General features: G+C 62.2%; 10 protein-coding genes. 2 read left to right on the forward strand and 8 right to left on the reverse strand.

Features of this window, described 5'->3' with window-relative positions:
- Positions 1-11: 11 nt before the first annotated feature.
- Entirely contained in the window at positions 12-1,421 is a 1,410-nt protein-coding gene (locus RB216_RS16130; protein WP_028616577.1) for an OprD family outer membrane porin, read from the reverse strand.
- A 289-nt stretch (positions 1,422-1,710) separates the two neighbouring features.
- Between RB216_RS16130 and hglS the strand changes: the two genes are divergently transcribed.
- Positions 1,711-3,087 carry a 2-oxoadipate dioxygenase/decarboxylase HglS gene (gene hglS / locus RB216_RS16135; protein ID WP_308907546.1) on the forward strand — a complete coding sequence of 459 codons (1,377 nt, stop codon included), beginning with the start codon at positions 1,711-1,713 and terminating at the stop codon, positions 3,085-3,087.
- Between the two features lie 155 nt (positions 3,088-3,242).
- On the opposite strand, the gene RB216_RS16140 is transcribed toward hglS, so the two are convergent.
- Positions 3,243-3,467, reverse strand: a complete 225-nt coding sequence (locus RB216_RS16140; RefSeq protein WP_028616579.1) for a DUF465 domain-containing protein — start codon at positions 3,465-3,467, stop codon at positions 3,243-3,245.
- A 175-nt stretch (positions 3,468-3,642) separates the two neighbouring features.
- On the opposite strand from RB216_RS16140, the gene tkt reads away from it, so the two are divergent.
- Positions 3,643-5,706, forward strand: a complete 2,064-nt coding sequence (tkt, locus tag RB216_RS16145) for a transketolase (protein WP_308907547.1) — start codon at positions 3,643-3,645, stop codon at positions 5,704-5,706.
- A 763-nt stretch (positions 5,707-6,469) separates the two neighbouring features.
- Here tkt and uvrA read toward each other — a convergent pair.
- The 6 genes from uvrA to lexA form a co-directional block, all read right to left on the reverse strand.
- A complete protein-coding gene (gene uvrA, locus RB216_RS16150; protein ID WP_068936405.1) occupies positions 6,470-8,989 on the reverse strand; it encodes an excinuclease ABC subunit UvrA in 2,520 nt (839 codons plus the stop codon).
- Positions 8,986-10,698: an ATP-binding protein gene (locus tag RB216_RS16155; protein ID WP_122684992.1), complete on the reverse strand. Its 1,713-nt coding sequence runs from the start codon at positions 10,696-10,698 to the stop codon at positions 8,986-8,988. The genes uvrA and RB216_RS16155 overlap by 4 nt, the downstream gene beginning before the upstream one ends.
- 109 nt (positions 10,699-10,807) lie before the next feature.
- Complete coding sequence (locus RB216_RS16160; protein WP_122684700.1) at positions 10,808-13,879, reverse strand: error-prone DNA polymerase; 3,072 nt, start codon at positions 13,877-13,879, stop codon at positions 10,808-10,810.
- Between the two features lie 127 nt (positions 13,880-14,006).
- Positions 14,007-15,419, reverse strand: a complete 1,413-nt coding sequence (locus RB216_RS16165; RefSeq protein WP_308907548.1) for a Y-family DNA polymerase — start codon at positions 15,417-15,419, stop codon at positions 14,007-14,009.
- 7 nt (positions 15,420-15,426) lie between these two features.
- The gene (gene imuA / locus RB216_RS16170; RefSeq protein ID WP_308907549.1) at positions 15,427-16,041 is read right to left on the reverse strand and encodes a translesion DNA synthesis-associated protein ImuA; all 615 of its coding nucleotides are present in this window, start codon (positions 16,039-16,041) and stop codon (positions 15,427-15,429) included.
- Positions 16,041-16,658, reverse strand: a complete 618-nt coding sequence (gene lexA, locus RB216_RS16175) for a transcriptional repressor LexA (RefSeq protein WP_028616585.1) — start codon at positions 16,656-16,658, stop codon at positions 16,041-16,043. Before lexA ends, imuA begins: the two co-directional genes overlap by 1 nt.
- Positions 16,659-16,835: the final 177 nt, after the last annotated feature.

A 16,835-nucleotide genomic window follows, 5' to 3' on the forward strand; every position in this document is an offset into this window, starting at 1 on the left:
CACATGAAGACTTAGAAGATCGCGTAGGTGTAGTTGAAGATCAGGCGGGTCTGGTCCTGGTCGGCGGTGCCGGTGTTCTTGCCGTGATAGGTGCCGGTACGGAAAGTCGTACCAAAACCTTTCAGAGGACCGGCCTGCACAACGTAGTCCAGGCGGAAGTCGGCTTCGTTTTCTTTCTGGTCAGGGCCACCGGCTACCTTCGACTTGATGTCCCGGCCATCCAGGTAAGCCACGGACGCCTTCAGACCCGGCACGTAGGCCTTGAAGTCATAAGAGTACTGACCAAAGTTGACCTGCTCGCCCGCGCGGGAGAACTGGCCGACCACGGCGTCGGTGAACAGGTAGAAGTCACTGCCGCCAGCGCCTTGTGCGTGCGGATCGGCCAGGCTGCCCTGGTTCACCCACACAAAACCGCCGTCGTCACCCACGCCAATGTGGCCGAGCATCAAGCTGCTGCCGCCCAACTGATAGGTGAAGGCCGCACTGTAGGTTTTGTTGTCCACTTCGTTGGCGTGCTTGGCGTAGCCGCCGTTGTTGTTGAACTGGTAGCCACTCTCGCCGTTCTTGCCGTCGCTGCTGCTGTCGAAGTAGCGCAGGTCGGTCTTGAACGACTGGTCATTGCCCAGCGGCAATACGTGGACCAAGCCGAAGTAGTTCTGTTTGTAGAAGTCCTGCAACTGGGCATAGTAGTACTGCAACGTCAGGTTTTTCGCGATGACGTTGTCGGAAGAGCCAAACGGCTTGTAGTCAACCCCACCGAACTTGAAGCTGTCACTGTCGCGAGTCCCACCGGCCACGCTCAAGCCCGTAGAGTTGCTGGAGGCACGGCCTTCAGCGCGGTTCAGTTCACCGCCGGTGAAGGTGACGTTGGGGATGTCGTTGGAGGTCAGGATGCCGCCGTCAAAGGTCTGCGGCGCCACGCGGCTGTCATTGGACACCAGGATCGGCAAGACCGGCGCCAAGCCACCCCCCACATGCAACTCGGTCTGGGAAATGCGGAACTTCACGTTGCCCGCCGCGCGCCCAAAGGAGTCGGCAGGTTCAGTGCCGTTGTTCTTGGTCGGAAAGAAGCTGTTGCCGTTGCCCGACAGGCCCGCGCCCGCCGTGTGGCCATCGCCACCGTCCAGACGCAGCGCGCCGAAGGCCATGACGTCAAACCCCAGGCCGACGGTGCCTTGGGTGAAGCCGGATTTGTAGTCAAAACGCAGCGCGGTTGCGGTTTCGCGCAGGTCGTTATTGGTCCCCGAGCGGTTATCCGCGCTGTAGTACATGGTCCGCGAGCTGATGGCCGCGTGACTGTCTTCAAGGAAACCGCTGTGACCGTTGCCCGTGCCAAGCGAACCGAGCCCGAAATCATCAGCGAATGCCTGTTGTGCAAGAACGGCGGCGGTGATCGACAACGCCAGTGTAGAAATTTTCATTAACGACAGCCCCTAAACATTTTTTTATGTGTCTGGTGTGCATAACGGCGTTTTCATCCTTGCAAACGTGACGATTCTTTCATGCCGACCGGGGCGGACTCCGTGAAGAATTAGTTAGGAAAACCGCCCTTAAATGAAATTTCTCAGGGGCTGGTTTTTGTCATATTCACGTCATCTCATTCATTTGCAGAATGAAGTCCTGAGGATTCTTCGTTTGCAAGCGCGACTTGCGCTCAACAAAATCCAGGCACAGGCCACCTCTATCGTCATAGCCATCAGGAATTTTTCTATGCCTAGCACCGCACATGTCAGCCCAGACGAGATCCGCAAGGGCTTTTCCAAGGCCATGTCCGACATGTACCGAGATGAAGTTCCCCTGTATGGCGCGCTGATGGAGCTGGTGGCCGAGACCAATGCCCACGTGCTCGACACCCAGCCGCAGCTGGCGCAGCAGCTGCAACGCACTGGCGAAATCCAGCGCCTGGACATGGAACGCCACGGCGCGATCCGTTTGGGCACGGCTGAGGAACTGGCGACCATCAGCCGCCTGTTCGCAGTGATGGGCATGCAACCGGTGGGCTACTACGACCTGACACCGGCTGGCGTGCCTGTGCATTCCACTGCGTTTCGTGCCGTGCATGAACAAGCGCTGCAAACCAGCCCGTTTCGTGTGTTCACCTCATTGTTGCGCCTGGAACTGATCGAGAACTGCGACCTGCGCGCCTTTGCCGAAACCGCCCTGGCCAAGCGTTCGATCTTCACCCCTGGCGCCCTGGCGCTGATCGAACAGGCGGAAAAGGAGGGAGGCCTCAACGCTGAGAACGCCGATGAATTTGTCCGCCAGGCCTTGGAAACCTTCCGCTGGCACCACACCGCCACCGTCACCGGCGCGCAGTACCAGCAACTGAGCGACCAGCATCGCTTGATCGCGGACGTGGTCGCCTTCAAAGGCCCGCACATCAACCACCTGACCCCGCGCACCCTGGACATCGACCACGTCCAGGCCGCCATGCCCAACAAAGGCATCACGCCAAAAGCCGTGATCGAAGGCCCCCCTTGCCGCCGCTGCCCGATCCTGCTGCGCCAGACCAGCTTCAAGGCCCTGGATGAACCCATCGCCTTCACCGACGCCCAAGGCAGCCACAGCGCACGCTTTGGTGAAATCGAACAACGCGGCGTAGCGCTCACGCCCAAAGGCCGTGCGCTGTACGACCAGTTACTGAACGCCGCGCGCGACGAACTGGGCGCTTTCCCCAATGAGGGCAACGCCGCGCGTTATGTCGAATTGATGGAACGGCACTTCCAGGCCTTCCCGGATGATCACGCGCAGATGCGTGAACAGGGCCTGGCCTACTTCCGCTATTTCACAACCGAGCAGGGCCTGGCGGCGCGCGGTTCGGCTGATCAACCGCGAACCCTGGACGCATTGATCGCAGCGGGCCACATCGATGTGGAGCCTTTGGTGTATGAAGATTTTCTGCCGGTGAGTGCAGCGGGGATTTTCCAGTCAAACCTGGGGGATGCGGCGCAGAGTCACTACGCAGCCAACTCGAACCAGGCCGAATTTGAAAAAGCGCTGGGCCGTCCGACGATCGATGAATTGAAGCTGTATGGCGAGACGCAGCAGCGCTCGATTGATGCGTGCACACAGGCACTGCTGGCCTGAAATGAAGTACCCACCCGGCTCACCAGCGCAATCCTTGCGCCGCAACAGTCCCCAGAGCCGGGTGGGCGGTGGGCATCATAGGCAGTGAAAGCCGCCCTGTCCTTCAGACAATTCTGAACAAATGTGTCCGCGCCTGTAGGAACGCGGACGGTGGCTTACCCCAACTTCGCCACAATGTCGTCTTTGATCAACAGTCGTTTCTTCTTCAGTTTCTCCACATCCTCATCGCTGGCGCTTGCCGATTCTGCCTTCAGCACCTCCTTGTCAGCGTCATCGTATTGAGTGAGCAGCGAGTCCAGACGTTTGTCGCTCGCCCTGCGTGCGTGAACGACTTCCTTGCTCAACCCCAAGTCCTGATACAGGTCGTGTTTCACTGGCATGGCGTACCTCCGCAAGTTGATCAATGGCTTACGCCCTAGAAGCTAGACCATTGCGAGGGGTCTTGTCATGTCCGGGGTCAATACAGCCCCGTTCGTCGCGGCGCAGGTGTTTGGATCAAACCTTTGCGGCGCCCTGCCCTCCACTCTAGATAGCCATTCGAGGGAGACCGGTTTCATGACTCATGCTGCCACCGCTGTCGACACCCAATGCATCAACACGATCCGCACCCTGGCCATGGACGCCGTGCAGAAGGCCAACTCTGGCCATCCGGGCACGCCCATGGGCCTGGCGCCGGTGGGTTACACGCTGTGGAGTCGCTTCCTGCGCTACCACCCGGAGCATCCCGACTGGCCCAACCGTGACCGCTTTGTGTTGTCGGTGGGGCATGCGTCGATGTTGCTGTATTCGCTGCTGCACCTGGCGGGTGTGGTGGAAATCGACGCCCATGGCAAGCGCACTGGCCAGCCGGCGATCAGCTTGGACGATATCAAGCAGTTCCGGCAGGCCGATTCAAAAACCCCGGGCCATCCCGAGTACCGCATGACCACTGGCGTGGAAACCACCACCGGGCCACTCGGCCAAGGCTGCGCCAACAGCGTCGGCATGGCGATGGCCGAGCGCTGGTTGGCCGAGCGTTTCAACCGTGATGGCAAGGTGTTGTTCGACTACAACGTCTACACCCTGTGTGGTGACGGCGACATGATGGAAGGCATCAGCAGCGAAGCCGCGTCGATGGCCGGGCATTTGAAGCTTGCGAACCTGTGCTGGATCTTCGACAACAACACCATCAGTATCGAAGGGCACACCGAGTTGGCGTTCAGCGAAGACGTGATCAAGCGCTTCCAGGCCTATGGCTGGCACACGTTGCACGTGACTGACGCCAATGACTTGCAGGCGCTGAGCGCAGCGTTGGAGACATTCAAGGCGAACACAGGAGCGCCGACCCTGATCGTGGTCGACAGCGTGATCGGCTACGGCTCGCCCCACAAGCACAACACCGCCGCCGCCCATGGCGAGCCATTGGGTGATGATGAGATTCGTCTGACCAAGGCCGCTTATGGCTGGCCACAGGATTCAAGTTTTCTGGTGCCGGACGACGCGCGCACCCTCTTGCGTGATGCCCTGTTGGAACGCAGCCAGGCCTTATACGAAACCTGGAGTCAGCACCTGTCGCAGCTGGCGCAGCACGAGCCGGAACTGGCTGACGAGTTGCACCGCATGCGCGCAGGGGAAATGCCCGAGCATTGGCTGGACAATTTGCCGCACTTCGACAGCGACACCAAGGGCGTGGCCAGCCGCGCAGCCGGTGGCGAAGTGCTGAATGCGTTTGCCAAACAAATCCCCTGGTTGCTCGGCGGCTCGGCAGACCTGTCACCGTCGACCAAGACCAACCTCACCTTCGACGGCGCCGGGCGTTTCAGTGCCGACGACTACAGCGGGCGCAACCTGCACTTCGGCATCCGTGAACACGCCATGGGCGCGATTGCCAATGGCATGGCGTTGTCCTACCTGCGGCCGTACACCTCGACCTTCCTGGTGTTCAGCGACTATATGAAACCACCGATCCGCCTGGCGGCGATCATGGAGTTGCCGGTGGTGTTTGTGTTCACCCATGACTCGATTGGCGTCGGTGAAGACGGGCCGACGCACCAGCCAATCGAACACCTCACGCAACTGCGCGCCACACCGGGGTTGCTGACGCTGCGGCCCGGCGATGCCAACGAAACCCTGGAGCTGTGGAAGGTCGCCCTGGCGCAAACCCATCGGCCGAGTTGCGTGGTGTTGTCGCGCCAGCCGTTGCCGACGCTGGATCGTACGAAGTATGCGGCGGCGTCCGGGGCAGCCAAAGGGGCCTATGTACTGGCGAGTGCCGAAGAGCCCAAAGTGATTCTGCTGGCGACCGGCAGCGAGGTCAGCCTGGCCGTGGCGGCGTATGAACAGTTGAAAGTTCAAGGGATCGCTGCGCGGGTCGTTTCGATGCCCAGCTGGGAATTGTTTGAAGACCAGGACCAGGCCTATCGCGACAGCGTGTTGCCGCCAGCGCTGAAAGCGCGGGTCGTGGTGGAACAGGCTGGGCCATTGGGCTGGGACCGGTATGTGGGGCAGACCGGCGCCAAAGTGGTGATGAACAGCTTCGGTGCGTCGGCGCCGCTGGCGAAGTTGCAGGAGAAGTTTGGGTTTACGGTGGAGAATGTGGTGGAGCAGGCTTTATCGCAGGTTCAACTGATTCAGGGTTGAGCTAAAAGTAGGATTGCGCGCGAATGCGGGGGGCAGTTTTTTTGGGTGGAGTACATATCCGTTATTTAGGTAACGGCTACTTATGGTTCCGCTCTTACAGCGGCTCACTTTTGGAAAGGCCGGAATGCCGGCCCAGCCAAAAGTAAGCAAAAGGCCTTCGCCCCAACACTCGGCACCTCGCTTAGGCTCGGTGTGCCCGTAATCCGACATGGATTTGGGGGGCCGCCTAAGATCAAAATCAAAAGCACAGCGGCCTGACAGCCGGCTTGAGTGGTATAGAGCAAAGGCAAAGGCGAACGCGTTTTCTGTAGGAGCTGGCTTGCCTGCGATGGTCGTTAACGATGACGCGGGAAACCAGAATGAACGCGGCGTTCTCACGTTTTTCGCCGGCAAGCCGGCTCCTACAGGGACCGCGTAACCACGATGCGAAGCGAGTCGCTCTTGATCTTGATTTTGATCTTAGGCGCCCCGTCAAACACGCTGGCCGAACGCAGGCTTGAATCCGTGGGTAACCCGGCAGGACGCCGGGTTAGCCGCACTGGGCCATGGATGGCCCATTGCGGCGGCCCACGGATTCAAGCCGGAGTGAGGGCACACCGAGCCTAAGCGAGGTGCCGAGTGTTGGGGCAAGAGCCTTTTGGTTACTTTTGGGCTCTTTTCAAAAGTGACCCGCCGTAAGGGCGGAACCAATATCAGCCATCACCGCAGCAACGGATATGTACACCAACACAAATACCCCCCCACATGTGATCGAAATTGCCAGTTAAATCAGCTCTCGGGCCAGGAACGGCGCAGTCCGGCTCACCTTGCTTTTCGCAACTTTCTGCGGCGTACCACTGACAACCACCTTACCCCCCAAATCCCCCGCCCCTGGCCCGATATCAATCACCCAGTCACTCTGCGCCACCACGCGCATCTCATGCTCCACCACAACCACCGTATGCCCCGCGTCCACCAAGTGATTCAACTGGCTGAGCAAACGGTCCACATCCCGTGGATGCAGCCCGGTGGTCGGCTCATCCAACACATACAAGGTCGCGCCCCGCGCATTACGTTGCAGCTCAGTCGCCAGTTTGATGCGCTGCGCTTCACCACCCGACAGCTCAGTGGCCGGTTGACCCAGGCGCAGGTAGCCCAGACCGATATCCCGCAACACCTGCAACGAACGCAGCACGCTCGGCTGCTCGGCGAACACGTCCACCGCTTGCTCCACCGTCAGCCCCAGCACTTGGGCGATGGTCAAGCCTTGCCATGTCACCGACAGGGTCTCTGGGTTGTAGCGCGCTCCATGACAGGTCGGGCACGGTGCGTACACGCTCGGCATGAACAACAACTCGACACTGACAAAACCTTCCCCTTCGCAATTCGGGCAACGGCCCTTGGCGACGTTGAAGGAGAATTGCCCGGCATCGTAATGACGCTTCTTCGCCGCCGGTGTGGCCGCGAACAGCTTGCGCACGTTGTCGAACAGGCCGGTATAGGTCGCCAGGTTCGAGCGCGGTGTGCGGCCGATGGGCTTCTGATCCACCTGTACCAGGCGGCGGATGTGCTCCAGCCCGGCTTTGATGTACCCGCCGCTGGTTTGCGGCGCGTCGTCTTCCAGGCTTGGTTCTTCGTCATTTTCCACGGCGCGCCCGAGACCGGCGCCAACCAGTTCCAGCAGGGCCTGGCTGACCAGGCTGGACTTGCCCGACCCGGAAATGCCGGTGACCGCGGTGAAGCAGCCCAGCGGAAAATCGACGTTCAGGTCCTTGAGATTATTGCGCGTCAGCCCTTGCAGTTTCAGCCAGCCGGTGGGCTCGCGGCGCGCCTGGTTCGGCGCGCGTTTTTCTGCGAACAGGTACTCACGGGTCTGCGACGCCTCGATTTGCGCAAGCCCTGCGGGCGGGCCGCTGTACAGCACCTGCCCGCCCTGTTCGCCTGCCGCCGGGCCGACGTCGATCAGCCAATCGGCGCGGCGCATGGTTTCCAGGTCATGTTCCACCACAAACAATGAATTGCCCGCGGCTTTCAAACGCTCCAGGGCGGTGAACAACGCCTCGCCATCCGCCGGATGCAGACCCGCCGAGGGTTCATCCAGCACGTAAATCACGCCGAACAACTGCGAGCCCAGTTGTGTGGCCAAACGCAGCCGCTGCAACTCCCCGGACGACAAGGTCGGCGTACTGCGCTCCAGGGACAGATAACCCAGGCCCAACTCGGTCAACGTGCTGACCCGCTCCAGCAAATCCTGGGCAATACGCTGCGCCGCCAGACGTTTTTCCACCGACAGTTTCATCGTGTCCTGGCCCGCCGCCACCGGCCGCAGCAACTCGGCCAAGCGCGTCAATGACAACTGCGACAACTCACCGATGTCCACCCCGGCAAACTTCACCGACAGCGCGGCCTTGGTCAGGCGTTTGCCTTCGCACAACGGGCAGGCGCTGCCCTGCATGAACTGCGAGACGCGCTTCTTCATCAGCGCGCTCTGGGTGTGGGCAAAGGTGTGCAGTATGTAGCGCCGGGCGCCCATGAAAGTGCCTTGGTAGCTCGGCTCCAGTTTGCGCTTGAGCGCATCGCGGGTCTGTTCCGGAGTAAAGCCAGCGTAGACCGGTGCGGTGGGGGTCTCTTCGGTGAACAGGATCCAGTCGCGCTGCTTTTTCGGCAGGTCACGCCACGGGATATCCACGTCGTAGCCCAGGGTTACCAGGATGTCCCGCTGGTTCTGGCCTTGCCACGCCAATGGCCAGGACGCCACTGCACGCTGGCGGATGGTCAACGAAGGGTCCGGCACCATCAACGCTTCGGTCACTTCATACACACGGCCCAGGCCATGGCATTGCGGGCATGCGCCCTGGGGAAGGTTCGGCGAGAAGTCCTCGGCATACAGCATCGGTTGTCCCGGCGGATAGCTGCCAGCACGGGAGTACAACATGCGGATCAGGCTCGACAACGTCGTCACGCTGCCCACCGACGAGCGCGCACTCGGCGTACCGCGCTGCTGTTGCAGGGCCACGGCGGGCGGCAGGCCTTCGATGCTGTCCACGTCCGGCACACCGACCTGGTCGATCAGCCGTCGCGCATACGGCGCCACCGACTCGAAATAACGCCGCTGCGCCTCGGCATACACCGTGGAAAACGCCAGGGACGACTTGCCGGAACCCGATACACCGGTAAACACCACCAAGGCATCCCGGGGAATATCCACATCGACGTTACGCAGGTTGTGCTCGCGGGCGCCGCGCACGCGGACGAAGCCGCTTTGCTGGGCAGTGATCGCTGGGATGTTGCGCTGTGAAGTCATGGACAACCTTGTCGGGCGGTGAGCACGCTGCGCACCCGTTGCGTCAGGGCTTCGGGGCTGTAGGGCTTGCTCAGCAGATGAATTTCGGCGCTCAGCAGGTGATTGCTGGAGAGAATGTCACGCGTATGGCCGGAGGTGAACAACACTGCAACTGGAGGATTCTGTGCACGGGCCCAGTCGGCCAGGTCGGTGCTTTTGACGCGGCCAGGCATGACCACATCGGTGAAGATCAGCTCCGGCTGCAAACCGGATTGCAGCTTTTGCATGGCCTGGTCGCCGTCATCCGCCGTGAGCACGGTGTAGCCGGACTGTTCAAGCAGCTCGACGACGGTCAGGCGCACGCCTTCATTGTCCTCGACCACCAGGATGGTTTCCTGGCCGCCATTCTGAGGGATCTGATCGATATGCACATCAAGGCTTTCCGGCTCCAGGCTGTGGGGGAAATACATCTGCACCACAGAACCCTTGCCCTCCTCGCTCCACATCTCCACATGCCCGCCACTCTGGCGCACAAAGCCGAACACCATGCTCAACCCGAGGCCGGTGCCATGGCCTTCGCGCTTGGTAGTGAAAAAGGGTTCGAACGCCCGTTTCAACGTGGACTCGGACATGCCGACACCGGTGTCGATCACCGCCAGTCGCACATATTCGCCAGGCTTGATGCTTTTGCCCACACAATCGTCCGGGTTGAGGATGATGTTTTCGCCGGTAATACGGATCACGCCTTCGCCCTGCATGGCGTCCCGGGCGTTGATCGCCAGGTTGAGCAGCGCATTTTCCAGCTGATTGCGGTCGACGTTGATAAACCAGGAGTCCTGGGGCAATTGCACATCGATATGGATGGTTTCCCCCAGTGCCCGTTGCAGCAGTTCACCAAGACCCGCGTAGATGCGTTGCGGGTTATACACCGCCGGCGACAAGGGTTGGCGACGGGCAAACGCAAGCAACTGCGACGACAGCTTGGCCCCGCGTTCCACCGCCGCAATGGCCGCGGCGACACGGCGCTGCACCTGGGCGTTGTCCGGTTCATGGCGAGCCAGCAAATGCAGGTTGCCGGCGATCACTTGCAGCAGGTTATTGAAGTCGTGGGCCACGCCACCGGTCAGGCCGCCGATGGCTTCGAGTTTCTGCGACTGGCGCAGTTGGTCCTCGGCAGCGGAACGCGCGTGCACCTCAGCGGCGACCCGTTGCTCCAGGTTATGCGTGAGTTCCTGGCGCACCTGTTCGGACTTCACCAGTTCGGTGGTCTCCACCACAATCGCCAATACCCCGGCCGGTTGCTGGTTGTCGCCGGCGACCGGGCTGTAATACAGGTCCAGCCACACGGTTTCCGGCTTGCCATTGCGCAAAAGCACCAGGTCCTTGTTGTTGAACGACAGGGTGCCGCCGGCCAGGCAGGTATCCATCACATGGCGGTTGAACTCGGCGACTTCCGGCCAACCCAACTCTACCGGCGTCCCCAACAGGTACGGGTGGCGGCCACCGGCAAAGGCCGAGTAGCTGTCGTTGTAGATCATGTACCCCCATTGGCCCCACAGCATCACCATGGGCACCGGTGACGCCAGCATCATCTGCACGGTGCAGGTCAGGCTGGTGGACCATTGGTCGATAGGGCCCAGGTCGGTGGTTGCCCAATTGAAGTCGCGGATACGCTGGGCCATTTCTCCGGCCCAACCTTCACAGCCGTGGGGGTTGGATAAAAATTGCATCATTGAACTCTGCGCAAAGAAAGGACAGCCGCAAAATTTGGAGCGCACCAGGGCCGGATGGTTTCATCTTGTATAACTTAGGGGGTAATGGCCGCAGAAGCCACTGCCCCTAATGAAAATCCCGGCTGCGCACATGGATGCCTTCCAGCAATGGCGTCAGGTCGGTAAGGCGCCCGGCAATCAGGTGCCGCACTTCGCCCACCGCTTCCCAGCGACCGTCTACTTTCAGCAACCGCGAGCCCACCAATGCCTGGCGTTGACGCTCAGCCAGGTCACGCCAGACCACCACATTGAGGTTGCCGAATTCATCTTCCAGGGTGACAAAGGTCACCCCACTGGCCGTGCCGGGACGTTGTCGACCAGTAACCAGCCCGGCGACACTGACATTGCGCCCATGCTCCACCGCCATCAGCTCCTGGGAACTGCGACAGCGCCGCTTGCGCAGTTCCGCACGCAACAACGCCAACGGATGCGGCCCCAGGGTGGTGCCGACCGTGGCGTAGTCGGCGTGCAGGTCCTCACCCACGGTGGGCTCCGGCAATTCCACCACGGCTTCGTCCGGGCTCGGCAGGCCGGCAAACAGCCCGAGTTGCTTGTGTACGCCGGCCACTTCCCAACGCGCCTTGTGTCGGTTGCCAGCCAGGGCGCGCAAGGCGCCGGCATCCGCCAGCAATGCCTGGGCGCGTGCATCCAGCCCGGCACGCTCGTCCAGGTCGGCAATATCGCTGAACGCCCGGCGCTGGCGTGCGCTTTCGATGCGCCGCGCATCTTCTTCGCGAAACCCCGCGATCATGCGCAAGCCCATGCGAATCGCCGGCTGTGCGCCGTCAATCGGCTCCAGGCTGCAATCCCAGTCGCTGGCCTGCACGTCCACCGGGCGGATCTGCAAGCGATGGCGCCGCGCGTCCTGCAGGATCTGGTCCGGGCTGTAGAAACCCATGGGCCAGCTGTTGATCAGCGCACAGGCAAACGCCGCCGGCTCATGGCACTTGAGCCAGCAACTGGCGTAGGTCAACAAGGCGAAACTGGCCGCGTGGGACTCGGGGAAACCGTAGCTGCCAAACCCCTTGATCTGCTCGAAAATCTGCGCGGCAAAGGCCTCGCTGTAGCCGTTTTTCAGCATGCCGGTGCGCAGGCGCGCCTGGTGCGGTTCCAGGCCACCGTGGCGTTTCCAGGCGGCCATGGAGCGGCGCAACTGGTCAGCCTCGCCGGGGCCATAATCGGCGGCGACCATGGCGATCTGCATCACCTGTTCCTGGAACAGCGGAATGCCCAGGGTGCGCTCCAGCACCACTTTCAGTTCGGGTGACGGATACGTGGTGGCCTCCTCCTTGTTCCGCCGTCGCAAGTACGGGTGCACCATGCCACCCTGGATCGGCCCCGGCCTCACGATAGCGACCTCGATCACCAAGTCATAGAACGTTTGCGGCTTGAGCCTGGGCAGCATCGACATCTGCGCCCGCGACTCGATCTGGAACACACCGATGGTGTCGGCCTTGCTGATCATCGCGTAGGTGGCCGGGTCTTCCTTGGGTACCGACGCCAGGCTCATGTCACGGTTGCGATGGCGGCGCAGCAGGTCGAAACAGCGGCGGATCGCGCTGAGCATGCCCAAGGCCAGGATGTCCACCTTAAGCAGGCCGACGGCGTCGAGGTCGTCTTTGTCCCACTGGATGATGGTGCGCTCGGCCATGGCGGCATTTTCCACCGGCACCAGGGTGTCCAGCGGGTATTCGGAAATCACGAAGCCACCAGGGTGCTGGGACAGGTGCCGGGGGAAGCCGATCAATTGCTGGGTGAGCGTGAGCACGCGGCGCAGGATCGGGCTATCGGGGTCGAAGCCGCCTTCGCGCAGGCGCTCCAGCGGAGGCGCGTCGTCACTCCAGCGCCCGCAGCAGTCGGCCAGGGCATTGATCTGATCCGGCGGCAACCCCAGGGCCTTGGCCACATCGCGCACCGCGCCGGACGCGTGGTAACTGCTGACCACCGCCGTCAACGCCGCGCGGGTACGGCCGTAGCGCTGGAACACGTACTGCAGCACTTCTTCGCGGCGTTCGTGCTCGAAGTCCACGTCGATATCCGGCGGCTCATTGCGCTCCCTGGAAAGAAAACGCTCGAACAGCATGCTGGTCAGGCTCGGGTCGATCTCGGTGATGCCCAAGGCAAAACACACCGCCGAGTTGGCCGCCGAGCCGCGCCCCTGGCACAGGATCGACCGGCTGCGAGCGAACTGCACAATGTCGTGCACCGTGAGGAAGTAGCTTTCGTAACCCAACTCGCTGATCAACTCCAGCTCGCTGTTGATCTGCTGCAAGGTCTTGGCGTCGACACCCTGCGGCCAACGTTTGGCGATGCCTTCTTCGGTCACGGCGCGCAGCCAGGATTCGGCGTCGTGACCTTCAGGCACCAGTTCCCGTGGGTAGTGATAGCGCAATTGGCTGAGGTCGAAGGTGCAGCGGCGGGCAATGGCCTGGGTTTCGTCGAGCAACGACGCGGGGTACAGCGCGCTTAACGCCTCCAGGCTGCGCAGGTGCCGCTCGCCATTGGGGTGCAGCCGCGTGCCGGCTTCGGCCACCGGAACGTGATGGCGGATGGCGGTCATGGTGTCTTGCAGGGCGCGGCGGCCACGCGCATGCATATGCACATCGCCGCAGGCCACAGCTGGGATATGCAGGCTGGCGGCCAATTGCAGGCGTTGTTCCAGGTGGCGAGCATCGTCCTGACCGCAGTGCAGGTGCACCGCCAGCCACAGGCGTTGCGCGAAGGTCCGGCACAGCCATTGGACGTCGGCCTGGGTGTCGCTGTCTTCGGCCACCCACAGCGCCAGCAGGCCGGGCAGCGGTTGCTCGAAGTCCTCGCGCAGCAGGCGATAGCGGCCTTTTTCGGCGCGCCGCCGGGCCAGGGTGATCAAGCGGCACAGGTGCTGGTAGCCGCTGAGGTCTTCCACCAGCAGCACCAGTTTCGGGCCGTTGTCGATACGCATCTCGCTGCCAATGATCAGCGGCAGCTCCACCGCCTTCGCCGCCTGCCAGGCGCGCACAATACCCGACAAGGTGCATTCGTCGGTGATTGCCAGGGCGCTGTAGCCTTGGCGCTTGGCGCGTTCGAACAGTTCCAGCGCACTGGAGGCGCCACGCTGGAAGCTGAAATTGGACAGGCAGTGCAACTCGGCGTAGCTCATGACCACCACCCCCTGTAGAAGCCGGCTTGCCGGCGAGGGTCGTCAACGATAACGCGGACAGCCAGGCAGAACGCGGTGCCTATGGTTTTTTCGCCGGCAAGCCGGCTCCTACAAAGGGAGGGTGTGTTCATGAGAACCAGCCTTGCAGCCACAATCCATCACTTTGCCCGACAGTGCGAAAGGCCCAGCCTTGCTGGCCGGCGCGGGTCTGGATCAGGTAGTAGTCACGACGAACATCGGCGCCGTCCCACCAGCCGGACTCGATGCGTTCCGGCCCCATGAGGATCTGCACGCCCTGCTCGCCCAGCAAGGTCGGTTCGTTCAGCAGCCAGCCGGGGCGCTGCACTTTGTTCAAGGTTGGGCATGGGGTTTTATCCGCTGCCGCTTGCCAGGCGCATTCGGGGCGGTGGTCGGCGTGAAAGCGCAAGCCCTGCACCGCCTCATCGCCCAAGCGGGCACGCAGGCGTTCGCGCAGTTGCTCCCACGGCAGGGTTTGTTGCGGGCGGTCGTCGAACAGGTCCTGGCGCTGGGGCACAAACACCGGCAGGTCCTGGGCCACCAGGCGAAAGCCGCGTACCGGTGAGGTAACTTGCATCTGCTCCAGACGGCCACGGGCCAATTCAAACAGCATCGCCGGTTCGCGTTCGGCACTGAGCAGGCCGACCTTGATCACGCTGTCGGGCGCCTGGGCGTGTTCAAGATGCAGGTCGAAACGCTGCACGCCACTGTCGCGGCCACACAGGAACGCGGACAGATCGCCAGTCAAACGCCTTAACGGAAACAGCAGCGCCTGATGGGATTGCACGTCGAAATTCAGCTCGATACGCACATCAAACCGGTCCGGCGGCTGATAGAACGCCAAGGCCAGCGGCCGCTGCCCAGCCAGTGCATCCAGATGCTTGAGCAGGCCGGCCTCAAAGCGCCGTGCCAGGGTATGCCGAGGCAGCGCCTGCACTTGGGCCAATGTGCGCAGGCCCATGCGCGACAAAGCCGTGGCGGCCTGCGGATCGAGGCCGGCGCGGTCGATGGGCAGCGGCGCCAGGGCCTGCATCAAGCCGTCATCCTGCACCGCCAGGCCATCGTAGATATTTGCCAGCACCCGCGCCGCCGCCGGGTTGGGCGCAGCGACTATTCGGTGACGAAAACCCAGTTCGGTCAATTCCTTGCGCAAGCGCGCTTCGAAGCGCGACCAAGGGCCGAACAGCCCCAGACTCGACTCGATCTCGAACAACAAGGCACGCGGATAGTACAGGCTGACCTGGGAGCTGAACTGATAGGCCCAGGCAGCGAGGAACTGCTGGTAGCGTTCGATTTCGGCGGGATCATATTCGGCGCTGGCAAAGGTCTTGACCAGGGCATGCGCCGCCGTCAGGGATTGACCGGGACGCAAGCCCAGGGCACGGGCGGCATCGTTGACGGTTTGCAGCAGACGGCGTTGCGGCGTGCCGGCCAGCAAGACCAGGGGTTGCTCCGGCTCGGGGTGCACACGCTGCACCCCGTCCAGCGCCAATTGCGGGAAGACAATACACACCCAACGCATGGCAACCTCAATGCCCCGCCAGTGCAATCGGCGCCGAATGGGCCAGGCCGCCCCGGCACTTGAGCACCCGCACCTGCGCAGGTTTGGCCTCCACGGCCAGGCGCAAGGCGGCCGGTGATGAATTGACCGCCTCACTCAAGGCACGCCAGGCAAAGGCCAGGGTCTGCCCGGTTTCCGCCGCCACTTGCAAGCGCCGCAGCGCGCGGTCATCAGCCTTGCGCGGCCAGCACAACACTGCACCGCAACTGCCGGAACGCAGGCATTGCTCCACCGCCCACAAGGCATCGCGCTCCTCGGCCTGGATCACCGAAAGCAGGCGCAGATCCACCCCGGCGTTCTGCCAGGCATGCGGATAGGGCGTGTAGGGCGGCGCCACCAACACAATGCGCTCGCCCGCCTTTGACAAACGGGCCAGGGTTGGCAGCACCAGTTGCAGTTCACCCACCCCCTCCTTGGCCATGAGGATTTCACTCAAGGCCGCCTCCGGCCAGCCGCCCGTGGGCAATACAGCATCCAGCGCTGCCAGCCCGGTGGGATACACACTGGCCGGCGGCGCGGCGGGCCGGCCTTTCCAGACACGCCCGCCATTGAACAGCGTGTCCAGTGCAACCACGGCGCCCATCAGCCTTGCCTCACCAAGCCGCAGAACACCCCTTCGATCGCCAGGTCCTGATCGGGCCCGACCACAATAGGTTGATACGCGGGGTTGCGCGGCAGCAAACGCACACTGTCGCCATGGCGTTCGAAACGCTTGATAGTCACTTCACCGTCCAGGCGCGCCACCACAATCTGCCCGTTCAAGGCCTCGGCACTGCGGCGCACGCCCACCAGATCGCCATCGAGAATACCGTCCTCGATCATCGAATCACCCTGCACGCGCAGCAGGTAATCCGGAGTTTTCGCGAAGGTCGATGGGTCGAGTTGCAGGCGGTTGTGCACTTCGGCATCGGCACCGATGGGCAAACCAGCAGCCACACGGCCGAGCACCGGTACATCCAGCCATTCCGGACGCTTCGGTTGATTGAGCAGGCGAATACCGCGCGCCTGGTTCGGGTTGACCTCGATAAACCCGGCTTCCGTCAGCGCCAGCACGTGCTTGCGCGCCACGCTGCGCGAGGCAAAGCCGAACGCCTCGGCGATCTCGGCGAGGCTGGGAGGCTGGCCTTGCTGCGCGATGCGGTCGCGGATAAAGGTCAGGATGGCGGTACGGCGGGGGGTTAGAGTCGTCATGGAGTACATTTGTACTCCTGTGGGAATTTTCTGACAATAGCCGCTAGTCGTGTGGGGGACGACAAGGTTTGTCGAAACGTCCCACGTATCGGCCGGATTAGCTCTACTCCCCTCCCCTTAGAACCTCAGCAAAGTCCCTCGCCTGAATACACAGTGCGAGGGATTGCGGATGAATTTTCTTGTTGG

Origin of the sequence: Pseudomonas canadensis (genome assembly GCF_030980095.1) — a bacterium.
Lineage (GTDB): Bacteria > Pseudomonadota > Gammaproteobacteria > Pseudomonadales > Pseudomonadaceae > Aquipseudomonas > Aquipseudomonas canadensis.